General features: G+C 50.2%; 21 protein-coding genes and 2 pseudogenes. 5 read left to right on the plus strand and 18 right to left on the minus strand.

Annotation, left to right across the window (positions count from 1 at the left end; translation table 11 throughout):
* Positions 1-197 precede the first annotated feature (197 nt).
* On the minus strand, positions 198-368 hold the full coding sequence (locus A4E54_RS04515) for a hypothetical protein (RefSeq protein WP_240081853.1): 171 nt from the start codon (positions 366-368) through the stop codon (positions 198-200).
* Positions 369-500: 132 nt separating this feature from the next.
* Here A4E54_RS04515 and A4E54_RS04520 point away from each other — a divergent pair, with 132 nt between their 5' ends.
* The 3 genes from A4E54_RS04520 (at position 501) to A4E54_RS04530 (ending at position 3,903) form a co-directional block, all read left to right on the plus strand.
* Positions 501-1,685, plus strand: coding sequence for an MFS transporter (locus A4E54_RS04520; protein WP_502687922.1), 1,185 nt, complete (start codon positions 501-503; stop codon positions 1,683-1,685).
* A gap of 85 nt (positions 1,686-1,770) precedes the next feature.
* The gene (locus A4E54_RS04525) at positions 1,771-2,226 is read left to right on the plus strand and encodes a ParB/RepB/Spo0J family partition protein (protein ID WP_240081854.1); all 456 of its coding nucleotides are present in this window, start codon (positions 1,771-1,773) and stop codon (positions 2,224-2,226) included.
* Positions 2,227-2,385: 159 nt separating this feature from the next.
* On the plus strand, positions 2,386-3,903 hold the full coding sequence (locus A4E54_RS04530) for a multicopper oxidase domain-containing protein (protein ID WP_240081855.1): 1,518 nt from the start codon (positions 2,386-2,388) through the stop codon (positions 3,901-3,903).
* Between the two features lie 1,233 nt (positions 3,904-5,136).
* On the opposite strand, the pseudogene A4E54_RS04535 reads toward A4E54_RS04530, so the two are convergent.
* From A4E54_RS04535 to mutS, 8 genes and pseudogenes are all read right to left on the minus strand, one after another.
* Positions 5,137-5,622, minus strand: a pseudogene (locus A4E54_RS04535) (AAA family ATPase); the annotation flags it as partial.
* A gap of 204 nt (positions 5,623-5,826) precedes the next feature.
* Positions 5,827-6,072, minus strand: a complete 246-nt coding sequence (gene hfq, locus A4E54_RS04540; protein ID WP_240081856.1) for an RNA chaperone Hfq — start codon at positions 6,070-6,072, stop codon at positions 5,827-5,829.
* A 45-nt stretch (positions 6,073-6,117) separates the two neighbouring features.
* Complete coding sequence (gene miaA / locus A4E54_RS04545) at positions 6,118-7,071, minus strand: tRNA (adenosine(37)-N6)-dimethylallyltransferase MiaA (RefSeq protein ID WP_240081857.1); 954 nt, start codon at positions 7,069-7,071, stop codon at positions 6,118-6,120.
* Position 7,072: 1 nt separating this feature from the next.
* Positions 7,073-7,870, minus strand: a complete 798-nt coding sequence (locus A4E54_RS04550; RefSeq protein WP_240081858.1) for a class I SAM-dependent methyltransferase — start codon at positions 7,868-7,870, stop codon at positions 7,073-7,075.
* A gap of 4 nt (positions 7,871-7,874) precedes the next feature.
* Positions 7,875-9,731 carry a DNA mismatch repair endonuclease MutL gene (gene mutL, locus A4E54_RS04555; RefSeq protein ID WP_286724666.1) on the minus strand — a complete coding sequence of 619 codons (1,857 nt, stop codon included), beginning with the start codon at positions 9,729-9,731 and terminating at the stop codon, positions 7,875-7,877.
* Positions 9,732-10,066: 335 nt separating this feature from the next.
* Positions 10,067-11,434 carry a histone deacetylase family protein gene (locus A4E54_RS04560; RefSeq protein ID WP_286724668.1) on the minus strand — a complete coding sequence of 456 codons (1,368 nt, stop codon included), beginning with the start codon at positions 11,432-11,434 and terminating at the stop codon, positions 10,067-10,069.
* Between the two features lie 2 nt (positions 11,435-11,436).
* Positions 11,437-13,113: a hydantoinase/oxoprolinase family protein gene (locus A4E54_RS04565; RefSeq protein WP_240081861.1), complete on the minus strand. Its 1,677-nt coding sequence runs from the start codon at positions 13,111-13,113 to the stop codon at positions 11,437-11,439.
* A 57-nt stretch (positions 13,114-13,170) separates the two neighbouring features.
* Positions 13,171-15,780, minus strand: coding sequence for a DNA mismatch repair protein MutS (mutS, locus tag A4E54_RS04570; protein ID WP_286724676.1), 2,610 nt, complete (start codon positions 15,778-15,780; stop codon positions 13,171-13,173).
* A 405-nt stretch (positions 15,781-16,185) separates the two neighbouring features.
* Between mutS and A4E54_RS04575 the strand changes: the two genes are divergently transcribed.
* Complete coding sequence (locus A4E54_RS04575) at positions 16,186-16,665, plus strand: DUF2179 domain-containing protein (RefSeq protein WP_240081862.1); 480 nt, start codon at positions 16,186-16,188, stop codon at positions 16,663-16,665.
* A 58-nt stretch (positions 16,666-16,723) separates the two neighbouring features.
* Here A4E54_RS04575 and A4E54_RS04580 read toward each other — a convergent pair whose 3' ends face one another.
* The 7 genes from A4E54_RS04580 to A4E54_RS04610 form a co-directional block, all read right to left on the minus strand.
* Complete coding sequence (locus A4E54_RS04580) at positions 16,724-17,818, minus strand: ABC transporter ATP-binding protein (protein ID WP_240081863.1); 1,095 nt, start codon at positions 17,816-17,818, stop codon at positions 16,724-16,726.
* Entirely contained in the window at positions 17,819-18,613 is a 795-nt protein-coding gene (locus tag A4E54_RS04585) for an ABC transporter permease (RefSeq protein ID WP_240081864.1), read from the minus strand.
* Between the two features lie 25 nt (positions 18,614-18,638).
* Complete coding sequence (gene modA / locus A4E54_RS04590) at positions 18,639-19,454, minus strand: molybdate ABC transporter substrate-binding protein (RefSeq protein WP_240081865.1); 816 nt, start codon at positions 19,452-19,454, stop codon at positions 18,639-18,641.
* A gap of 42 nt (positions 19,455-19,496) precedes the next feature.
* Entirely contained in the window at positions 19,497-20,165 is a 669-nt protein-coding gene (locus tag A4E54_RS04595) for an ATP-binding cassette domain-containing protein (RefSeq protein WP_240081866.1), read from the minus strand.
* An 18-nt stretch (positions 20,166-20,183) separates the two neighbouring features.
* Complete coding sequence (gene modB, locus A4E54_RS04600) at positions 20,184-20,855, minus strand: molybdate ABC transporter permease subunit (protein WP_240081867.1); 672 nt, start codon at positions 20,853-20,855, stop codon at positions 20,184-20,186.
* A 15-nt stretch (positions 20,856-20,870) separates the two neighbouring features.
* A complete protein-coding gene (gene modA / locus A4E54_RS04605; RefSeq protein WP_240081868.1) occupies positions 20,871-21,638 on the minus strand; it encodes a molybdate ABC transporter substrate-binding protein in 768 nt (255 codons plus the stop codon).
* 269 nt (positions 21,639-21,907) lie between these two features.
* Positions 21,908-22,072 carry a hypothetical protein gene (locus A4E54_RS04610; protein WP_286724674.1) on the minus strand — a complete coding sequence of 55 codons (165 nt, stop codon included), beginning with the start codon at positions 22,070-22,072 and terminating at the stop codon, positions 21,908-21,910.
* A gap of 394 nt (positions 22,073-22,466) precedes the next feature.
* Between A4E54_RS04610 and A4E54_RS04615 the strand changes: the two genes are divergently transcribed.
* The gene (locus tag A4E54_RS04615) at positions 22,467-23,423 is read left to right on the plus strand and encodes a substrate-binding domain-containing protein (protein WP_240081870.1); all 957 of its coding nucleotides are present in this window, start codon (positions 22,467-22,469) and stop codon (positions 23,421-23,423) included.
* A gap of 12 nt (positions 23,424-23,435) precedes the next feature.
* On the opposite strand, the gene fdhD is transcribed toward A4E54_RS04615, so the two are convergent.
* Positions 23,436-24,251: a formate dehydrogenase accessory sulfurtransferase FdhD gene (gene fdhD, locus A4E54_RS04620; RefSeq protein ID WP_240081871.1), complete on the minus strand. Its 816-nt coding sequence runs from the start codon at positions 24,249-24,251 to the stop codon at positions 23,436-23,438.
* 20 nt (positions 24,252-24,271) lie between these two features.
* A pseudogene (locus A4E54_RS04625) lies at positions 24,272-24,476 on the minus strand (hypothetical protein); the annotation flags it as partial.

Consider the following 24,476-nt stretch of genomic DNA (forward strand, 5'->3'; position numbering starts at 1 on the left):
ACTAAAAATGTACGTCACTTTCCCATGAAAGATTTAAGTATCATTGAACATTCTTAACATTAAATATACTTTACTATAAATCGATAAAGTCACGTCCATGCTGCTACGCTTGACCATCACCTGGACACCGGAGTCAAGCCATTGTACCTCTTAAAGCTATGCTTTACCCTTCACAGCCTTATAAAAGCTCGTCTTCTTCATCCCCATCTACGCATGGCTTCCATAGCGGTCATTTTTCCTTCCCTCCGCTCTTTGCATATCTCCTGGAAATTCGATGGTACCTTACACTTTGGCCTGCCCATATGCTTTCCTTTAGCACGCGCTACGGCCTGTCCTTCCATTTGACCTTGCCCAGGTTTGATAGACATTAGGAATGCCCCTATAATTATTAACGGGAGGCATTCAAATGAGACAGGCAAAGTATGATCGTGAATTTAAAGAACTATTCTGATCGCGGCGTCCAAAATAGTATTAAAATGGCACTTATAGGGGGGATAGATGTGAGTGTCGACAAGGAAAAGCAGAAAATGATTTTAGGCCTTGAATGGAACATATTTTTTACAGGTATAACCAGCTTTTTAACTGATACAACAACAAAAATGATCTATGCTATTATGCCGCTTTTTTTGCTATCTATAGGAGCATCAAAGATAGAGCTCTCTCTTATTGAGGGTGTTGCAGAGAGTACAGCGTCGATTCTTAAGGCTTTGTCAGGCTGGTGGAGTGATAAAATCGGTAAAAACAAACCTTTTATGGTTATAGGCTATGCAATTACAGCTCTTTTATCTCCATTATTTTCAATAGTAACTTCGCCCTTGCAGGTTCTAACAATCAGATTTGCCGAGAGGGTTGGAAAGGGAATAAGAACTGCACCCAGAGACAGCCTTATAGCCGGATCATCAAGTGAGTGTAATAAAGGTAGAGGTTTTGGCTTTCATAAAGCTATGGACAACAGCGGAGCAATAATGGGACCGCTACTGGCCGTAGCAGTCTTGGCAGTGTTTCCGGGTGATTATCGCAAGGTATTCCTGTTTTCAGCAGTACCGGGCATAATGGGATTACTTGTTATAATTCTTTTTGTCAGGGAGGCTAAGAAGAGCAAAGCTGAATTTCTTGGGGAAATTAAGCTTAAGGAATTTCCAATCAGATACTATATTTTCCTGGGGATTGCGTTCATATTTACCCTGGGCAACTCAACTGATGCCCTACTGTTAGTAAAAGCCAGTGACATCGGTATACAAGCCTTATTTTTGCCTCTTGTATACCTGATATTCAATTCTGTCTCGGTAATTTTTGCTATCCCTGCTGGTATGCTTTCCGATAGAATTGGCCGCGAAAGACTTATTATCTTCGGATATTTACTTTATTCTATCATATACTTCGGGTTTGGAAGGACAAACGATAAGGTGGTAATAATTCTGCTTTTTGCATTATATGGACTTTATAGTGCAGCAACAGATGGTGTGCAGAAAGCATTGGTTACAGATATTATAGATAAAGGAAAGAGAGGTACGGGTCTTGGTATATACAATTCACTTATCGGTATTACGCTGCTTCCTGCAAGCGTTATAGCTGGTGTATTATATGACAAGGTTGACAATCGAGCTCCTTTTTACTTCGGTTCGGCAATGGCGTTAATCGCTACGATACTAATGTTTGGATTTTACAGGAAAAGAGCTAGATGACGACCTCCTTAGAATGAATTTGTGCTATGCACATGAATTCATTCTAAGGCATGCCCTTTCTGCCCGAAATATGGTAAGATGCTGTGTGGCTAAACACAAGAATGAGTTGCTGCAAGTCTGTGTTGCCGTATCTGATTGGCGTAAAGAGAACGGCCCTAATGATGAATACATCGAGTTGGCACGGGGCTACAGCCTTATTGACGGCCATCATCGCCTTGAGAAAGCGTACCGGCATGGTGTGAAGCAACTCCCGGCCTACATACTCCCCATGGAGCACCACGTCGGTTTCATCTTCAAGGGATACAGGGAGTATGCCAACTACTGGAACGGCAAATTACTATCACCATTCCACATACCCTGTACGGGCTTTCTCAAGTCTTGCGCAGGGAGTGACCCCTTTGTGGTCTGGTTGACCCACCTTTGCGGACGGCAGGAGAGGATATACCCCTTCCCAAATACCCTCGGTCTGTCTCTATATAATATCTTCAAACCAATTCAAGATATATTCCAAATTACAGGAAAAAAGTGTTTATCGAGCTGATGAAAAAATTCGAGGTTTAGTGTGTAGAAATTTTACAACTAAGAACATGAGGACTTATTACTCCTGTTATGCTGTATAGGTTCAAGAACAATTTTTATTTATTAACATAAAATATAGTATTAGGATATCATGGTAATGCATAAAAGGAGTGAATATGCGTTGGCTATAAGACATTATGTGCTGCTGGCAACAGACGGTTTTGTTGAACTTCCGCTTGAACCGGATGTCTGTACAGATACTCGCCGAAAAGTTTATGTTTTTGGTTTCGTTGGAGGGCTTTATAAAGTTGACAACAAGGTCATAAATCCGGTTCTTAATTGGCAAAACTCAGATAACTGGCCGGCTTTACAAGCGATGAAAGGTACTGCCACCATTCCGTCTCCATTAATTTGGGGCGAAGTGCAAGACCGAATCTATGTAACGTTAATTAATTTGGGTATGAATGAACGCCCTGACCTTTTGGATTTCCACACTGTTCATATGCATGGAGCCCACGTGGCTACCCAGTTGGATGGTTTCCCAGAGACTTCTTTTGGCGTTCCTATATGGAGTATGCTGCCTCCAGAACAGGTTCCGGATTATGCTCCGCCGGTAGCTACGTATTACTTTGAGCCGGATCATCCTGGAACCTATTTTTATCACTGCCATATTGAAGCTTCTGAACACGTTCAAATGGGTATGTATGGTGCCCTAATAATTTATCCGTCCGTAAAAAGTCTAAGGATGGCAGGCATTAGGCAAAACAGAAAAGGTGATTGGCTCCTCCATGGGGAAAGACAGCCTCAAATTCCAAGGAGTGCCACGAATCGGAACTTTGCTTACGATGACATTAATACGTATTTCGACAGCGAATGGGTAATGCTCTTGTCCGATATCGACGAGACATGGCATACTGCGGTCCTGACAAATGACCCGAATTTTAACGCCGTAAATTATAAACCAAACTTCTGGCTGGTTAACGGCCGTGCTTTCCCAGATACCTTATTACCGCATCCACTGACTGCACCACCAACAGCCAATCCTAATCTTACTCAAATAAATTATGAATCTTACGTTCACGTAAAAACAGGTGACAAATTTCTTCTTAGAATGATGAACCTGGGCTATCAGGTTGTTCCATGGCATATTCATGGTTGGCACTTCACAGTCGTTGGCAAGGATACTCACCCCAGTCCATTTCTGAAGATTGCCGCCTTGTTTGCAGAGGAGGATTGCGATAATATTCATGAATTGCATGGAATAAAGAATGAAAACTTTACTGTCGCTATCGGTTCCGGTGAATCTTATGACCTGCTTCTAGTTGCCGATGATAAGCGTCCTCAATACCAAAAATATATCATTAAAGGCCAGGACGGTTTTCCGTCTCTTTGCTCGCAAATGGTGGAACTGCAGAATTTTGCCATCACCCATCCGGAGCTTGTCGACCGCTCTCCGATCTTTGACATTCCTACGGAACCTGTCAATTGTCCAACACCTAATGTGGTCAATTATTTAAATATTTGTGCTGGAACACAAGGGGAGGACAATTTCTTTCCACAATTTTATCCTGCCCATAACCATGATGATTACAAGGTGACTAATGATGGTACCTATCCCGGTGGTCAACTAATCTTGATGCAAATAGACGCTCCTCCAATAGATAATAACGTCTATGAAGTCGACGACAATGATGATTAACCAACCAAGGGCCTGTTTTAAAAGTCATATTTTTGAAAATCAGCCCTTACTGAACATGTTAAAATAGCTATTAATTCTAACACCTCGCTCCACTTGCATAGTGGAACGAGGTGTTTTATGCCCACTTTAATCCACTAAAGCGACTTTTGAAACAGCTCCTTTTTAGGAGGCAAGCTGCTCTGTGGCAGCGTTTAAAGCACATTGTTTTTGAGAAGCATCAGCCTGAACCCATTCGTCATTATGAAGGACTTTTGTGGCAAAGTAAAGCTCTGCATTTCCTAAAGATATAGTCAATATAACCCCACCACGCTTTTATTATCTGTGCACTGTTTTTGCGTAGGGACTTATGGTAAAATTTATAAAAAGGTACTGTTAAATGAGGTGATTAATATAACCGAGTTGTTTGGTTGGGTCGGCTTCCTCCTTTTTGCCAGCACTCTAGTTCCCTACTTTGTTCGCCGTTTAAAACGATCAAGTTCTGTAGCAATATATTTTGCTCGTTATCACCATTCACTTGCCATAACCAGCTTAGTAGTCTTAACTACCCACGGGATACTCGCACTTATTGGGAGGGGCAGTTGGCATTGGGGCAAATTTTTGAGAATTGACATGCTGACTGGAGTAATAAGCTGGTTGGGATTGTTGGTTGTAGTAATACTGGCAACATTCGCGATTAGGCAGAAGCCGTTTTCCCGTTCTCACTGCTGGTTAGCTTTATTACTGGTTGTTGCGGTATTATTCCATATATCGTAAAAGCTATAGTATTTAAGATTTTAGGTATCCTTTCGTGCTCCATCTAAATCTCCAGACAGGTTGTTTCAATAACAAGCTCTCTGGCTGATGCTTGCGAGCTTGCTTTTTTCATACTGGTTTTATTAAACTTTAAGACCATGAACTACGATGGTGACGGTGATGATGCGAATGGGAGCAGGAATATGAGTAACTTCTTGAAATTATCGCGTCAATAATCTTTCCTAAAATACCGTGTGATTTGTCTCTTGTAGTAATCACTACCATGATGTCCATGAAGCGGCCCAAAGCTCGGTCCATGTGTCTGAGCACAGATGTTTATTACCCACCAATCCACACCAGCCCGCTCTGCAATTTCTTGGATTGTCATATTCTCAACTTTATACAGTTGTTCAAACTCGTCCACCCTGTTAGCAAGGGCATCTGTCATAGTTTCGAAAGTCTTCTGAGGTCTTGGTATATCATGGCCATAAAGTACATAGTATTGTTTGCCATCGTGTTGACCATGGTGTCGATGGCCTCTTTGCCGAAGTCCTTTTCACCGCCCCTGGCCAACGCATATGCCTCGTCTACAAACAAGATGCCTCCCAGCGCCTTTTTGATCTGCTCTCTTGTTTTCAGGGCGGTATGACCAATAAACTCACCCACCAGGTCGGCCCTTTCCACTTCAACAAGATGCCCTTTGGGCAACACGCCAATCTCTTTGAACAGCTTGCCCAGTATTCTGGCCACAGTGGTTTTGCCCGTGCCGGGGTTGCCCTTGAAAATCATATGCAGCGCAAGAGGCTCCGCAGCCAGCTTTTCTTTTTGTCTCCGCCTTTGGATCTCCACAAACGCATAAATTTCTTCTATTAACTTTTTCACTTCTTGCAGGCCAACCAGGTTATACAATTCCTGCATAACATCTCCGGTGTTTTGACGAAGGCATTGTTCATCCCCGGCATGAGCAGACTTGGCGGCAGTCTGCAGGGTCAGGACGTTCTTTTTCTTGTTCCGGCCGCCTTGCCCTCCGCCCCCTCCAAGTTCCCGGATGTCCCATTTTTTTATTACCTTCACCGTGCTTCAGCCACCTCTCGGGCTTTATCATTAACATTATACGCCCGAGCCGGACTATTACGACCAAAAAAGCAAGCCCCTCGGCAGAGGGGTCGTTGTGTTCAGTCCAGGTAAATTTTAATAAGCGCTCTTTGTTTCCGTAAAAGTTGTATTAACAGGTTTAAAGGGTTCAACCGTGGAGATGGCATGTTTATAAACCATTTTCTGCTTCCCGTCGCTTTCCAGGATTACTGTAAAGTTATCAAAGCCCCTTACCATGCCTTTTAGCTGAAAACCATTGACGAGGAAAATGGTAACGGGGATATTCTCCTTCCGGCACTGGTTTAAAAAAGCGTCTTGTAGATTAATTTGTGGTTTGGTCATAGGAGATCCCTCCGTTGGAAATTTTCTTTTAAGTTTCTATAAATCTTAAAATACTCCTTCAATATTACTGATAATTTCTTTTGCGGCCGTCTGCAATCCCTCTGCAGGATTTATCTCCAGCCACTTGATCCGTTCGTCACGCCGGAACCAGGTCAGTTGTCTTTTGGCGAAACGCCTGGTATTCCTCTTTAACAGTGCAACCGCCTCCGGTAAAGAAACTTCCCCTGTCAGATGGGCAATTATTTCCTTATAGCCCAATCCTTGCATTGAAGTAAGCCCGGGACTATATCCGGCGTTAAGAAGCCTTTGCACTTCACCCACCAGTCCCGCTTCAATCATTGCTTCCACTCTTTGCTCAATCCGCCGGTAGAGTTTCTCCCTGGCCATTGTTAAACCAATAAAAACCAAATTATATAATGGGTCGGCGCGTTTTTCCAGTTTACGGTAGCTGGAAAGCGGCTTCCCTGTGAGGTAATATACTTCTAGCGCACGAATTACCCGCCGCACATCCCTGGGGTGCAGTTTAACCGCCGATTGCCTGTCGACTTCAGCCAGCCGCTGGTGAAGCGACTCGAAACCATTGTCCCGGGCTTCATTTAACAGCTTCAGCCGCAACGATTCATCGCGGCACGCACCGGTAAAATCGTAGCGGTCAATGACTGATCTGATATATAGCCCGGTGCCGCCGGCCAGCACAGGTACTCCGCCCCTGGCCCGGATATCCGCGATTATCTCCCTGGCTTGCTTTTGGTAAACCGCCACGCTGTATTCTTCATCGGGATTTACTATATCAATCAGGTGGTGTGTTATACCGCGCATTGCCTCTCTCGTCGGTTTCGCGGTGCCGATATCCATCTGCCGGTAAACCAGCATGGAGTCCGCCGACACGACTTCACCGCCGATTGCTCCGGCCACATCTACCGCCATTTCGCTTTTCCCCGTCGCCGTCGGCCCGGCAATCACCAGCAGGGGCGGCAAATAATTCTTTTTCTCACACATATTATAGACCTTGACAGTTTATTACCCCGTATACTACTGGGGCATACCTCCCCCCGTGTATTTTTTCAAAGCCCAAGCGCCCGAATTCCGCGCTGTCCCGCCTTTCTTTGACCACCACCCGCTTGTTCGCTATTTTTACAGCGAGGTTGATTGTTTCCCGGCCAAGCGGTTCGGAATCAGCCAGGACGCGCAAGGCGTTTATAGCCGGCGACCGCCGCCCGGGCAGGCGGAACATGGGATCAAAATACACCACATCGAAACTGCCTGCCGGCAGCTTCCGCAGGTAATCACGGTGATCCGCCTGAACCACCTCCACTCTGCGCATGGCGGCGGCAGTGTCTCCATCAGCTTCCGGGTAAGAAGCAAGACCGGATTTCACCAGATACGCTATAACCGGCGAATTTTCCAATCCGACTACCCGGCCGTTGTTGCCGACAGCATAACTGGCTACAACGGCATCTGTCCCCAGACCCAGTGTACAATCCAAAACACTGTCGCCCGCGTCGATGGACATGGCGTCAATCATCTGGTCAGTTTTCCCATTTTTTAGTTCATTTATACGCAACCCGGCCAGACCCGGGTGGAAAAAAAATTCCCCCGCGCGGGACACAAATGATATTTTTTTGGATGCAACCACCAACATGCCCGCCACACCGAGGTCCTCCGACAGAGTCCCCAGAGACCGCTTGTTTCTTTCCACGTACCGCGCTGCCAATTCCCCGGCGATCTGTTTGGCGCCGTCCACCAAATCTGACGTCTGCTTATGCGATGTCGTGACAGCAAATCTAAGCGGTTTCATTACGCTACCTCTTGAAACGGGTTTCCAGATCACGGTTGGAAAGATGGATAATCGTGGGTCTGCCGTGCGGGCAAGTAAATGGATTCTCCGCCCGGGCCAACCTTTCCAGTAAAGCTTCCATAGCGCTAAACGGCATTTTTTCCCCGGCTTTTATCGCTCCCTTGCAAGCAATCGAGGAAGCAAGCCGTTTTAAAAATTCAGCTTGCTCCGGAACAAAACCTTTTTCCTTGAGGAAATCAACCATGTCCAGGAATAGCTCCTTCCCCCGGCCTGCCGGCAGGTAGGACGGCGCTCCCCTGAGCAAGAACGTTTTGCCGCCGAAATGTTCAATGACAAAGCCTGCTTCGCTAAACCGGGGCAGCAATTCAACGATAATCGAGGTTTCGCCGTATTCAAGCTCCAGCGTTTCCGGAACAAGAAGCAGCTGACTGGGATAATTGCCCTGACCGGCCAGGCATTCCTCGTAGAGAACCCTCTCGTGGGCGGCGTGCTGGTCAATGATATAAAGACCGTCTTCCCCCCCTGCTAGAATATACGTCGGGAGCAATTGGGCCAGCGGGTGAAGAATAGGAAATTTTTTTCGTTCCAGCGGCAAAACGGATTTTTCGAGCCGGTTGTTTACAACCTCGCTACCTTTTTTTGCAACTATTTCAAACGGCTCCGTTGGCTCCGGCCCGGCAACCGGCCGCTCACGTCTTGCCTCCGGCGGAAATATCGCCGGCACCTGCTCGAAAGCAGTTTTGACCGGCTCTTTGTAATGGTACGGATTAGTTCGTTCAGCAATTGCGGAAGGAATAACCGAGTCCCCGCGCAGCACGCTCCTCAGCGCTCCGGCAACCAGGGCGGCAACCCTCTTTTCCTCCAAGAGGCGCACTTCCGATTTTGCCGGGTGCACATTCACATCCAGCTGTTCCGGCGCCACAATTAAAGACAGGACAGCCACCGGCCTGCGTCCCGGGAACAGCAGGCCGCGGTAAGCGTTTTCAACCGCCGCGGCGACAGCCGGGCAGCGCACGTAACGGCCATTGATAATAACGGTCAGGTGACTGCGCGTGCTGCGGCTTAGTGATGGCTTCCCGGCATAACCGTCGATGCCCAGGTCCCCATCCGCCGCACTCACCGCAATCATTTCCTTGGCCTGCCCCGGACCGTAAACGGCTGTCACGGCGTCAATCAGCCTGCCGGTGCCGGGTGTATAAAAAACACGCCTGCCCTGGGTCAACAGTTCAAAACGGACACCAGGCCTGGCCAGGGCCATCTTAGATACCAACTCCCCGCACAACGCGCCTTCAGCGGCAGGGCTTTTCATCGCTTTGCGCCTGGCCGGCGTATTATAGAACAAGTCATTAACTTCAACAGTAGTGCCCGGCGCGCACCCGGCCGGACTCACAGCGGCAAGTGCCCCCCCCTGTAACTCAGCGCGCGTCCCCGCCACCGAGCCAGGCACGCGGGTGGTCATGGCCACTCTGGCGACCGCCGCAATACTGGGCAGCGCCTCCCCGCGGAAGCCGAGCGTGTTCACCCGGCGCAAATCAGCGGCGCTTCTAATCTTGCTGGTGGCATGGCGCAGGAAAGCCAGCCGGACATCTTCCCCGGACATCCCGCAACCGTTGTCTGAAACAGTGATCCGAGACAGGCCGCCTTCCGCAAGATCAACGGCGATCCTGGTAGCGCCCGCATCCAGGGCGTTTTCCACCAGTTCTTTCACTGCCGACACCGGCCGCTCAACCACTTCACCGGCAGCAATCTGGCCGGCTGTGAATTCATCCAGGATAACTATGCCCGCCAATACCGCACCCCGCCATTCTATCCCGGACATTATTTGCCCCGGGTAAAGTCTAGAACTTAGCAACACAGGCATTTTTATGTACCTGCTGTTCATTATAACACGCGCCGGCGCGATCCAAAAGAAAAACCCTGGAAGCGGTGATTTATTCTTTGAGTGAAGACAATCAAGAACAATGTATTTTTCTATATCATGCTTTCTTATTTTGGGAAGATTGACTGTTCGTAACGACGTTGATAGAAAATAGAAATAAGAAGTAAAAAATGCCAAACCGATCAGGGAAAGGTGCTGCCTGGATATTGTTAAGGCTCAACAATCGGCAATTATCCGGCTGTTGAGCCTCATTTTACAAGCAAAGCCTCTTAGCACTCTCTTATAAGGTAAGGTACAATATTTGCAACCAATCAAACTTAGCTACCTTCCGAACGCCACTCCTTGCCGTTAGCGGTATCGTAACCCAGGAAAAGATCGGCTGACTTATCTTGCAAATATACATACGAGTATGTCCTTGCCTTTTTTGCCTTTTCATATAAATCCGCGGCCTCTGTCCGGCAGGAGGCACAGGCGTCAATGGGAATTGACAGGCACAAGGCCTTTCCGCCGGTCTGCCCGTAGCCGTGGTTCGCTTTAGTTTCAATTGACAGATAGCCTGGGCAGTTGTCGCAAAGTCTGAGCTTCTCAAGCTGGTTTTCCTGAATGTTATCAGTATCGTAATATATCCTTTTCGTATGTTGAAAATAGTTGCCGGTCATATCGCTTTGACTGATCGATACCTGGTCACGCTTAGCCCACCGCTGCAATAGCTGGTCGACCATTCGGTGGACCTGTCCGGCTAAATCAGCGCTTTCCTTGAACTTCTGGTAGTCGGGCTCAAGCACTGCGGAGTAGTCAAGCCCCGCCAGCGCCAGAATGATCCCCATATTCACGTATGGCAATGCCGTTTCAATGGCATAGCCGCCTTCCAGCACGGCCAGGTCCGGCCGCAATTTCTCGGTCAGCCTGGCGTACCCCTGGGCGGTAAAGCGCATGCTGCCGAGCGGGTCGGTGAAATGATTGTCCTGGCCGGCCGAGTTCACGATGAAATCCGGCTTGAAGTCACTGAGAACCGGCAGGATCAGGTTGTCAACAATGTACAGCAGGCTCTCATCTGTCGCTCCGGGGGGCAGCGGAATATTGATGGTGCGGGCGTAAGCCCCGGGGCCGCCCAGTTCGTTGGTAAACCCCGTGCCCGGAAAGATGGTGCGTCCGTCCTGGTGAAAAGAGATAAACAGAACGTCCGGATCGTGCCAGAAGATGTCCTGGGTGCCGTCGCCATGGTGGACATCCGAATCAATAATGGCCACGCGCTTAATCCCCTTGCGCCGCCGCAGGTAATTCACCATGATCGCTTCGTTGTTGATGTTGCAAAAACCGCGGTTGCCGTGCACCACCCGCATGGAGTGATGGCCGGGGGGCCTGACCAGGGCAAAGCCGTTTTTGATCTGGCCGGAAACAATCTCGTCGGCCAATAAAATGGCCGCGCCGGCCGCGATCAGGTGCGCCTCGGTGACTTGGTCCTCCACGCGCGGCACGCAGAAATGCGTCATGGCAATATCATGGGTGGTTGCCAGGACGGGAGTATATTCCGATACCTGCGGGAGATCCATTATCCCTTCCTCAAAAATTTGGTCGCGGGTGTAAAGCAAACGCTCCTCCCTTTCCGGGTGGGTGGGAGAAATAGCCCAGTCAAAGGCCGGGAAAAAAATCAAACCGGTCGGTTTTTCACTGGCATTAGACATACTCATTTACCCCCCTTCTCAATCCGGCAGGTTATCCCCCTGGGAGTCTGGACAGTAAAATCATACAAGCGGCCGGAGGTATCCCAGCCCCTGATCATATTGAACACTTCCCGGTAAGTTACCTCGATCTCGTCCGGCGTTACCGCCAAGCCGTAATCGGCGGCTCTTTCGAGCAGCTTTTCCCTGGCCAGCGCCAGCGCTTTTTGCTCGTTGAATGACCGCTTGTCGATCTTACCCTGAAAACCTTCTTCCCGAATCTGGTAATATCCTTGCTCGGTGTCAGCCCGCAGACTCACCTGAAGGGTGGGCCTGGCCACCGCCGCCCCCACGGCGTTCGCAACCGGGGCGTATGGAGGGATGACCGGGTCGCATCCCAGTTTGGCGGCAATTTGGGGAATCAAGCCGTCCGCTCCGCCGCCCACGCCGGCGACAATGGAGGGACGCACCTTTCTTTTCTGCAGCAGTTCCCAAATACGGTAAGCAGGCTCCTGTTCCCATTCCAGGAACATTTTTTCCACCTCCGCCGTGATGCTGTCCGCAATCAAATCGATTACCCGCCCGGCTGTCTCGGCGGCGGACAAGCCGAGAGGCGCCCCAAGCTTCTCCATGGCTACCTCGGCCTTGGCCTCCTCACCCAGCGCGGTCAGGCCAAGCACTCTGAGCGCGTCGGTAGGCGTCGGCGCCGGCCCGCCCATGCAATAAGCCGGCCCAAGTCTTTCCGGGCGAAAAACAATTTCATCCCCCGCAAGCTCCAGCAGGCTGTCGCCGCCGACAGGCACCGATCTAACGGCCAGGGTATGCACCTGGGTCAGCTGTTCGTTAACCCGGGCGCCCTTTGCCGACAGCAGCGGCTGCCCGTTCAGAATCAAGGCGATATCCGTGGTGGTGCCGCCGATATCGACGACCACCTCAGTTTCGTCGGGGGGAGTCAGCGCCTGCACTCCCAGCGTGCTCGCCGCCGGACCCGAAAAGATGGTTTCCACCGGCTGTTCTACGGACTTATCCAGCGGCATCGTGCCGCCGTCCGCCTTCAAGATAAACACCTCGGCACTTATCTTTCTCTTCTCCAGCGCTTGGCGGACGGAGTTGACGAAATTACGGTACGGCTCCCTGGTGGCGCAGGTCAGGTAAGTTGTCGCCGCACGCCTGGGGAAGTTCAGCTGGGGACCGGCGCGGAATCCCAATTCCACCTGCCAATCCGGATATTTTTCTTGAATAATCGCCGCCACCTGCTTCTCGTGGGCACTGTTCCGGGGTGAAAATTTACCGGCCACCCCCACCTTTTTATAGCCCTCCGCAGCCAGTTCCGAGAGCGCCGCCACGATTTCCTTTTCGTCCAAAGGCACGATTTCCCGGCCGCGGTAATCAATCGCGCCGGTCAGGATGATTGTCTTCGTTTTGAAATCATAATACCGGTGACTCAGACCGGGTCCGGGGATTAATAAAAGGGCCACCTTATCGTACTTGCGCCCGGCGATGAGGTTGGTGATTACTGTCGTGCTGATGACGATCCTTTTCAGGTCCTTGTTGTCCACATCTTTCAGCACAATATCGAGCGCTTCCAGAACGGACTCAAGCAAATCCGCCCTGGTCGGTATTTTGGCAGTGGCGCGAACAGCTTCATGATCAAGGAGCACCGCGTCGGTATAAGTTCCGCCCACATCAACACCAACAAACATTGTTCTCCCCCCTGCAAGCTTTAGTCGTTACAGATAAACCATTCTCTCATTTAACTACTAATCCTGATTCCTGACTTCTTGCTCCTGATTCCTGATTCTGACTCCTGACTCCTTAAGCTCGTTCTGCAATTGGCAAAGCTTGTTAATGGCTTCAAGCGGCGTCATCCGCAGCACGTCCAGACGCCGCACTTCCTGCAAAACCGGATGTTCCTCCGGGGCAAGGCTCTCCGCGGGTTCCGCGGCGGCAGCCACCTGCCGGGCCGGTTCTTTTACCGATTCCAAACTTTCCAGTACTTCAGCCGAGCGGCGGATAATCTCACCGGGCAAACCGGCCAGCCTGGCCACGTGAATGCCGTAACTGCGGTCGGCTTTTCCCGGCACAACCTTGCGCAAAAAAACAATATCTTCCCCTCTCTCATCCACAGCCACGTTATAATTGACGATACCCGGCAAATTATCAAGATCGGTCAGCTCGTGGTAGTGCGTTGAAAACAAAGTTTTCGCACCCACCCGCCGGTGAATATATTCCACCAGCGCCCGGGCGATGCTGATGCCGTCGTAAGTGCTGGTGCCGCGCCCCACCTCATCCATGATGATCAGGCTTCTCTTTGTCGCGCCCGTCACAATGGCGCGGCACTCGTTCATCTCCACCATGAAAGTGCTCTGCCCGCCGGACAGGTCGTCCGCGGCCCCCACCCTGGTAAAGATCCGGTCCACCAGGCAAGTCCCGGCAAACGAAGCCGGAACGAAACTGCCAATCTGGGCCATTAAGACGATCAGGGCCACCTGACGCATGTAAGTGCTTTTTCCGGCCATGTTCGGGCCGGTGATGAGAAACAGGCGGCTGTCAAGGTCGTCCATGACAGTATCGTTGGGAACAAACTGACCGGGTCCGAGCACGTTCTCCAGTACAGGATGACGTCCGTCCCTGATCGTAATTTTGCCCTCATTGTTGATCACCGGCCGGGTATAATTATCCATGACAGCGGTCTCACCCAGCGACAGCAAGACGTCGGTCCCGGCGACCGCCCCGGCGGTAGTCTGGATGCGGCTGCTCATGGCGGATATCTTTTCCCTTATCTCGTTAAAGAGATGGTATTCCAACTGCACCAGCCGTTCCTCAGCGCCCAGGATCATATCCTCATATTCCTTCAGTTCCGGGGTGATGAACCGCTCGGCGTTGGCCAGCGTCTGTCTGCGCTGATAATCCTCCGGAACCAGCGGCAGGTGGGATTTGGTGACCTCGATGTAGTAGCCGAACACCCTGTTGTAGCCGACTTTTAGCGATTTAATGCCGGAACGCGCCCGCTCCCGCTCTTCCAAACCGGCCAGCAGCGATTTCCCGTCCCGGCCGGCAAAACGCAGCCGGTCCACCTCCGGGTCAAACCCGGTTTTAATAATCCCGCCGTCCCGCAGCGACAAAGGAGGGTCATCTTCTATAGCCGACTCCAGAAGCGTCCTGGCGTCGTCCAGCAAGTCCACGGCGTTGCCGGTTGCCCGCAGCAGGGAAGCATCTGCCTGCTCCAACAAGGACTTTATCTGCGGCAGCTGCGCCAGGGATTTTTTCAAGGCCACCAGATCCCTGGCATTTGCCGTGCCGAAAGATATCCGGCCGGACAGCCTTTCCAGGTCGTAAATATTTTTTAGCCCTTCCCGCAAGTCATGGCGCAAAAAAACTTCTTCAGCCAGTTCCGCGACAGCCTCCAGCCGCGCCTCTATTTCATCGCTGTCCAGGAGGGGCCGCTCGATCCAGTTTTTCATCAACCGGCCGCCCATGGCGGTGACAGTGTGATCCAGCACATGAAGCAAGGTGTTTCGCCGGGAGCCGTCCGCGATGGACCTGGTCAGCTCCAAATTGCGCCTGGTGGCCGCGTCCAGCACCATGAACCGGCCCGGCTGGTAAAATTGAAATCTATTCAGGTGAGATAGTTCCCTTTTTTGCGTTTCTTTCAGGTAAATAAGCAGGGCGCCGGCCGCCGGCGTCAGGTAATCCAAGTCGGATATCCCGCACTGATCGCGAAAAGACGGGCCAAATTGCGCTTCCAGTGCCTGTCCGGCCAGCGCCGGGGAAAAAGCGTCTTCCCGGAAGCCGCTAACAACAGGCATGCCGATCAATCGCATGTCTTCCGCAAGAACCTCTCTCTGGGACCGGGGAACAATCACTTCCGCCGGCCTGAGCCGGGCGAGTTCCTCGGTTAACGCCAGCCGGGCCTTTACACCGGAAAATGAAGCAATCATAAAGGTGCCCGTGCTGATGTCCGCAACAGCGAGGCCGAATCCTTCCAGCACCGGGGCCACGCATACCAGGTAGTTATTATTTTTATCCTCAAGAAGCTGGCTCTCCATGACCGTGCCGGGCGTAATCACCCGGGTGACTTCCCGCCGCACGATACCTTTGGCGGCAGACGGGTCTTCGACCTGCTCGCAGATGGCTACCCGGTGCCCTTTATCGATCAGCTTGGCAATATAACCTTCAGCGGCATGATACGGGACACCGCACATGGGAACACGCTCGCCGGCACCCCCGTCCCGGCCGGTCAGGGTTATCTCCAACTCGCGTGAAGCAAGGTGCGCGTCCTCAAAAAACATTTCATAGAAATCGCCCAGGCGGAAAAAAAGAACGGCATCGGGGTATTGTTTCTTGATCTCAAGGTATTGCCTGATCATCGGCGTATAACTCACCGGAATCCCTCCTGCCGTTAATTATAACACATACCTGCGCAGAACAAAGTTAGATCACCCGGACGTTCCTATTGAGCATTCGATACACCGCCAAATTTGTTCATCCACACCGTTAATTATAGCATTAATATCATTAAATTCCACGCCTATCCATATGACTTGACGTCAACGGTATTATGCCAACCAGAGAATAAGCAACTCATAATTTAGCGTAATCCCCGTATAACGAAGTATTGGACTTCTTGTTTAAGGGAAAAATGATTAAAATGCCTTGTCAATAGGAAACCGACAAGAGCATCACCGAAATATTTATCGAAGGGTGAGGAAATTCTGGAAACCATCTTTACAAACCCCGTTTACGGCTATTTTTTAATTTTCGCCGCCAGAGTAGTGGATGTCTCACTTGATGTCTTTCGGCTTTTGATGCTGACAAGAGGTTATTATTTAACAGCGGCAGTCATTGGATTTTTCGAGGTGGCCGTTTTTGTGCTGGTTTTAGGTACGGTTATATCCGGCGGCATAAGTGATCCCCTGAAAATAATCGCTTACTCGGGAGGGTTTGCCACCGGGAACATCGTGGGGGCTTTTATTGAGGAAAAAATGGCCTTTGGCTACGTGATCATTCATGTGTTTCCGACAATGTCATCCAGCGGCGAAATGATTGCCCGGCTGAGGAAGGAAAACTACGGTGTCACCAAAATTGCCGGAGAAGGCAGGTCAGGTATGCGGAGAGTGCTGATCGTCACCGCAAAAAGGAAAAACCTTGCCAATATCCTAAAAACTATAGATGAGGTTGAGCCGGATACCTTCTTTAATATATCCGATATCCGCTCCATCCACGGAGGAGTCTTCCCCCGGCGCAGGCCTTAAAACACCCAGGTAAGTCGCCGTAAGTCGCCCTGTCGGATTCGCCTCTAATGCGGCTTATTTATTGAGGAATAACATGAAGATATTCCGGGTCAACCGATAGTCTTACCCGTTCGCCCCTGCTCAAATCAAGTCCCTGCCACTCGGCCAGGGACAAGCTGGATTGCCAACTGCTGCCATTTCCGTGACAGTAAACATCGACATGTGTTGAATTGATAATCACATCACTGATTAACGCTGACCAACTGTTTGCGGCAGGCGCCTCGCCGGCCCGGCTCAGGCGGATACTGCCGGCCCTGATGAACATAGTTAAAGAATTGCCTGCGGGGCTTAAACCTTTCGGCAGGCAGCATTCCGGCAGCGGCCCCAGGAGAATATCCCCGCCATGCTCAAACCACAGCTTACCCTCCCGCCCGACGACTTTACCCGGAATCAGGTTCTCGCCATGCAAAAATTTCGCCGCAAACTCGGTAGCCGGGTGAAAAAAGATATCCCGCGGCTTGCCGGCCTGCTCGACCTGGCCATTATGCAGCATGAGCATATGGCTGCCCAACTGCAGCGCCTCAGAAAAATCATGAGTCACGTGAATGATTCCAATACCTTCCGCAAGATGAATCTCCCTCAGCAGTTCCTGCGTGGCATGGCGGGTCTGCCGGTCAAGTGAAGAAAGCGGCTCATCCAGCAGCAGCAAAGGAGGCTTGGTCAAAATTGCCCTGGCCAGCGAAACACGTTGTCTTTCTCCCCCGCTCAAAAATCGCGGGTAACGGCCGAGAAGATGCGTGATATTCATTGTCTCAGCCAGGTATGCCATCCGCCGCCTCATTTCAGGAGCTTCTTTCAGCCCCCTGGCCCTCGCGCCGAATAAAATGTTTTCTTGGACAGTCAGGAACGGATACAACAGGCTGTCCTGGTAGGCAAACCCGAGACGTCTGCGCTCCGGCGGCAAATGAGTGATTTCTTTGCCGCTTAAGAACAAAGCTCCGCCGTTCAGCAGCCGGAGCCCGGCAATCGACTCAAGAAGAACCGTTTTGCCGCAGCCGGTCGGCCCTAAAATAACGACATAATCATCCGGCCCCATTGAAAACCCGATATTTTTGAGGGAAAATTTGCCGACATTGACGGTCAGGGCACATGCCTCAAGCAGGTCCTGGTTCATTTATAAACGCACCCCCGTTCCGGCAAAAACTTTGAAAGCAATCATCAGGAGCAGCGCCACCAGCAGCATTATGACTGCGGTCGCCATGGCAAACTGGATATCGCCGATGGACATATTTAAAAAAATTGCCACCGATAGAGTTTCCGTCTTCAGCCGGGTTATGCCGGCCAGCATGGCGGTCGCCCCGAATTCACCCAGCGCCCTGGCCCATGCCATCGTCAGCCCGCCCAGGATGCCCCCCTTTGCCAGCGGCACGGTCACCCGCACGAACACACCCGCGGGGGAGTAGCCAAGCGTGCGCGCCACATTCTCCATTCTGGGATCAATTGAGTCAAAAGCTTGTTTAAATGTTCTGATGGCAAAAGGAGTGGCGATAAACCACTGAGCAACCACAACTCCACGGGTGGAAAACACAATGTCCATGCCGAGGCGGGCAAGCGCATCCCCCAAAACAGGGCCGAACAGAATCAATAAGGCGATTCCGCTGACCAGGGGCGGCAATACGATTGGTATGTCCATCAATGTGTCGATTAAAACTTTCCCCGGAAAACTATAGCGGGATAGAATAAAACCGCATGGAACGGCGACGACGGCTGCCAAAGCAGTGGCGAGAAGTGACGTCCACAGAGTAAATACGACCGCGAAATGAAATTCCGGGTGATGAATTACGGAAACAAAAGCGGCCCATTTCCCGTAAAACAACAGGCCGCCGACCAGCACCACCAAAAATATTGTAATCAGGATAAAAATCAGCCAGAAAACTCCCTGAAAAATATTTATACGAGTAGTTAACATATAAAATTACCTGACTTTTGCCCTATTAAGCTTCCGTTTTAAAACCGTATTTTTTGAAAACCGCCGGACCTTCCTCTTTCATAAATTCAAGAAAATTTTTTGCCTGCTCTTGCTGATCACTATAACTAAGCATGGTGCAGGGAATTTGATCAACAATATTTACCGAAGGATCGATTTCCACCACATCCAGCTTATCCAGGTTTTGGTATGTGTTGCTGTATTCCACAATACCCGCGTCTCCCTGGCCCATCCCCAGCGTGGCGATAACCTTTGCGGGCGTCTCTACATAAGTCAGTGCGTTTTTCTCGATCTCCCCGGTAATGCCCAGCTTGTCAAATGTTTTAAAAACAGTTTTACCAATGGCGGTAGCCTCTTTATCAGGAATAACCAACTTCAAGCCGGGCCGGGCCAGATCCTGCACTTTGCTGATTTTAGCCGGATTGCCTTTCGGCGTAATGATTACCGGAGTGTGGTAGGCAATCGGCCCAACCATCTCGGCTATGCAGCCTTTTTGTTTCGCCGTCTCCACAAAAGGCATGCCTCCCGGCATGTAGATATCACCCTTTTTCGTCGTTTCCAGTTGGTTCAGCAATGACCCCGCGTTATTAAAAGTCAGCTCGACCTTGACTCCAGTTCTTTGCTCATAAACTTGCGCCAACTCACTGACCGGATCTTTCAGGTTGGCGCCGACATAGGCGAATAACGGCGCTTTCCCCTGCGCCGGCGGAGTATTTGACTCTCCCGCCGGCTGGCTGGAAGATTTGCCGCACCCGGCAATCAAGAGCAACACCAACAGCGTCAAAAACCCGATCTTTAAAATTTGCCTGTGCTTTTTCTTCAAAACCAGTCATCTCCTCATAACAACGCCCCTTGTTTAATGGGGCTATTGCACTGAAACTGCCTGCAGGGAATCGCCCCTAAACCGCCCGTTTTCCAGCGAAACGATTAAATCACCAAGAAATTGGGCGTCCTCCTCGTCATGGGAGACCAAAACAAAGGGTATCTTCCACTGCCGGTGCAGCTTTTTCACTTCTTGCCTTAAGCTCTCCCTAGTGCTTTTATCAAGAGCGCTGAACGGCTCATCCAGCAAGAGCAGCTGCGGCTGGACAACCAGCGCCCTGGCCAGGGCCACCCGCTGCCTCTCCCCGCCGGAAAGCTGGCCGGGATATCGCTCAATGAGATGCCCCACGCCAAAGGAATTCAGCAGTTCAACAGCATCCACACCACTGGTGCCCGCCCGCCTTTTCCCCCGCAGTCCGTATAAAACATTTTGCCGCACAGTCATGTGGGGGAAAAGTGCGTAATTCTGAAAAAGATAGCCGACATTTCTCAGACGGGTGGGAACATCGATCTTTTCGTCAGAAGAAAAAAGAACCTGAGCGTTGAGCTTGATAAATCCGTCGCTTGGTTTCAGCAAGCCGGCCAGACAATGTAAAGTTGTAGTCTTGCCGGCGCCGGAGGGACCCCACAGCACCAGGATTTGATTATCAATTTTTACTTCCAATTCCAGGTTAAAGTGCCACAGTTTTTTAGAAATCCTGACTTCCAGCATTATTTTTATCACCAAATATTAATTTTGATGCTTTTTTGCCCAACGATTTACCCAATAGATAACTATAAAGCTAAACACTGTAATAACGGCGACCAGCGTTCTGGCCATTTCATTTTTCCCCGCTCCCACGGCAAAATAAATAGCCAGTGGAATAGTCTGAGTCTGTCCGGGAATATTGCCCGCCACCATCAAAGTGGCGCCAAATTCACCCAGCGCGCGGGCGAAGGTCAGCACCAGACCCGCGAGAATGCCCGGCCAGGCCAGGGGCAGCGTAATCGTAAAAAAAATCCTCAGTTCACTGGCCCCCAGAGTCCTGGCCGCTTTTTCAAAGTTGATATCCACGCTCTTAAAAGCTGCCTTGGCGCTCTGGTACATCAGCGGGAAAGCCACCACGGTGGAAGCAATGACGGCCGCCCACCAGGTGAATATCAAGGTAACACCCAGTTCAGCCAGCATTTTGCCCAGCAAGCCGTTTTTACCAATCAAAATGAGCAGTCCATAGCCTACGACAGAAGGCGGCAGCACGAGCGGCAAGGTAATCACCGCTTCCAGCACGTCTTTGCCGAAAAACTCTCCCCGCGCCAGCAACCGGGACACAGGCAAGCCGAGACAGGTAACAACCACTGTTGCGATGACTGCCACCCGGACAGAAAGGAGCACCGGGTACCAGTCAGTTAATTGTGCGAACATCTCAACTCCATAGCACTACTTGAGTACTTTAAAGCCATATTTTTCGAACACCTTTACTGCGTCGTCACTCTGCAGGAAAGCGGCAAACGCCTCTGCTTCCTTCTGGTTCTTGGTGCTCTTGATCACGGCCATGGGGTAAACAATGGGCTTGTTGGAGCCGGCCGGGGCAGCCGCCACGATTTTAACGTCCTTGCTAATGGCAGCATCGGTGCGGTAAACGAGGCCCGCCTCCACATCGCCGGTTTCCACATAGGTAAGCACCTGGCGTACATCTTTGGCCGGAACCATCTTGGGCTGAAGCTGGTCCCAGAGCTTGAGGCTGGTCAATGTTTCTTTGGCATATTGGCCGGCGGGCACAGTATCAGGATCACCAGTACTTATCCTTTTAACGCTGGCGTCGGTCAAGCCCTCGAATCCCGTGAGCGCGCTGTCTTTCCCGGCCACCAGCACCAGTTCGTTGCCCAGCAGGTCTTTGCGGGAAGAGTCCACTATCAGACCTTTTCCAGCCAGGGCGTCCATTTGGGACTTGCCGGCGGATATAAACAAGTCGGCCGGGGCGCCTTGTTCAATTTGCTGCTGCAGGGCCCCGGAAGAGGCTAGATTATAGGTAATTGTCACGCCGGAATGTTGCTTTTCATAAATTTCCTTTAATTCTCCCGTGACGTCCTGCAGGCTGGCCGCTGCCGAAACAGTTAATTCTACCTTCTCCTTGGCGCCTCCGCAGCCCGCAACGGCCCCCACGACAAACAGCATTAGTGTCAAAAAAACAAATATTTTTTTCATTACTTCCTTCTCTCCCCAATTGATACATTTTTCAGGCTACATAGTAAAAGCTATCATCCTCCTTATCGCATCCCTGTAGGACATCCCCTCTCTTTGCAATAATTGCAATACTGTCAATAATCGCAGCACTTGACATAACTATATATAATTGTACTAAAAATAATAAAACAACTTGCTATAGTTGTCAATATATATATAGTTGAATTACGTATTATTGTTTTTTGTTCTCTACTAAAGAGCCTTCATGAAAACCTACATAATATATAATATCATCGTCGGCCGGCCCTAATGCTATTGTAAGCAAAGTTAAACATGATACCACTGACTTCGTCCACGGATAATCTTCCTTTCACCGATAACCAGATGCTGCTCTTAATTGAAGTCTGCATTTCTTTGCGCTGTCTTGCTTCTACCAATTCTCTGTCCGGCTCCATTCAATATTACTCTTAGTTCGGGCCCCATTTCAGGTCCCAGGCTTAAAACAGCAGCCTGTTTCAATTTCTCATAAAACACAAAACAAAATCAAATATCATAAAAATAAACTATAAAACCCATGAACAACATGATAAACGAACATTAATTAATTCAAGATGACATGCCTTTATAATAAGCACACACCCGGTGTAATGTCAATACAAGAAGAAGAAAAAACAGATGGGCTCCTTTAAGAAATCCTTGACAATACCCGTCCAGAGTCCCATGACCAATCAGACTGCTCAATTTATCCTGCCAACTTAATCAGATACCACAAAGATACCCAAAGATGATTACCAAAAACAAAAAAATGGGATATAATAATATTCATAATTGGTGAAGGGAGGAACATGTGTGAGAGAAGAATCTTCTTTAACTCCCGAAGAAGTCGCAAGCATACTGAAGATTGCCAAGAATACGGTTTACGAATTAATCAAGCGGGGAGATCTCGCGGCCTACCGGATAGGCCGCAAATACCGGGTTGACATACGTGACGTTGAGACCTACAAAAATCAGGGCAAGAAAATGGAACGGCCGTACTCAAACACCCTGCAGTTAAACGAGTCTCATCCTTTGCAGATGAAAGCGCAGATAACTCCATGTTCCCAAGGGGTGGTGATCTGCGGTCAGGATATTCTATTGGATATACTGGCCCTCCATATTGAGCAGCACCCGCACGGAACCCGCACCTTCCGGTCATACATCGGCAGTTTTGACGGCCTATCAGCCGTTTACCAGGGGAAAGCTCATATGACCGCGATTCATCTTTGGGACGAAGACACCGGGACATATAACATTCCGTATGTGCGCCGCCTGCTCCCCGGCATCCCGATGATAATCATTCATTTGGCCTGCCGGATGCAGGGATTCTACGTGGCCAAGGAAAACCCTAAAAAAATAATGGACTGGAACGACTTGACCCAACCCGGCCTCCGTTTTATAAACCGGGAAAAAGGGAGCGGCACGCGAGTCCTGCTGGATGAACGGCTGCACAAATTGGGTGTGGACAGGCGATTGATTTCCGGTTATGAAAGAGAAGAGTTTTCCCACCTCGCCGTGGCCAGCACCGTCGGCCGGGGAGAGGCCGATGTGGCTTTAGGAAACCAAAAGGCGTCCTTTCAGGTTCGTAATATTGATTTTGTCCCACTGCAAAAAGAGCGTTACGAATTGGCTATAAAAAAAGAATACTTGGAAAAACCCCTGTTTCAGGCGGTGCTTGAAATACTCCAATCCAGTGAATTTAAAACGGAGATTGGGGGACTGGGTGATTATGATTTGACTGAAACAGGGAGAATAATCGCTGAGACATAACCAGCCACCCTTTTACATAATCACTTTCTCGGGGTGGCTGTATACACTCATTGCGTCGCCGCGCGCAAATCCTACCAAAGCGATGCCGAACTGATCGGCCAAATCCACTGCCAGGCAGGTGGGGGCGGAGCGTGACAACACAAGGGGTATATGGCTGTGGCCGGCTTTAATTAAAATCTCCGAGGACACACGCCCGCTCAGCAGCAAAAACTTGTCGTCCGGCGCTAAACGGTTCAGAACGGCATAGCCTAAAACCTTGTCCACGGCGTTATGGCGGCCGATATCCTCGTACATGGCCAGCAACCCTGTATTATCGGCCAAAGCCGCGCTATGCACGCCGCCGGTTTTGCGGAAAGTAGCGGAGCCCTCCTCCAGCGCGCCGATCATTTTCAACAGGTGGGAGGCGGCGAACTGTTTTGATGACTGCACCGGCTGCAAGTTACAAACATCATTGACGAAGTAGAGGGACGCCCGTCCCTTGCCACAGCAGCTGGTAATTTGCCGCTTCAAAAAACTGTCGACCTGCTTCACTGGGGAAGCGGTTTCTATCCACAGCAGCCCGTCACTTTCATTAAGGGTAATATCCTTTATCTCCTCATGATTTTGAATCATTCCTTCACTAAGCATGAAACCTACCGCCAGTTCCTTGTGCCCACCCGACGAACAGACTAAAGTAGCCAGCTCAACATCGTTTACATATATTGTAAGCGGTATCTCCTCAACAATTGAGGCGCTGCCTGGTTTTACTTCACCATGCTTATAAGCGATTATCTCACGATCTTGATAAAGCTGCTTTTGAGTCACTTCGCGCTCAGCTCCTTTCATCATTTCGATCAGCTTATCTCATTTTATTTCCCGATTAGGGCAGGTTTAAGAAGGATAATGGATACCTTCGCGCCTCTTTCAACAGGCGGGTGCCCCGCCGGAAGATCAATCAACGCGTTGCAATCCCTGGTTAAAGCCCGCATCATGCTGGATTTTTGGCCGGGCAATATGGTCGCTTCCCATCCCGCTTGACCGCAGAACGCGACTGCCTGCAGAAAACGGCGGGGG

The sequence above is a fragment of the Pelotomaculum sp. PtaB.Bin117 genome (genome assembly GCF_002067195.1).
Lineage (GTDB): Bacteria > Bacillota > Desulfotomaculia > Desulfotomaculales > Pelotomaculaceae > Pelotomaculum_D > Pelotomaculum_D terephthalicicum.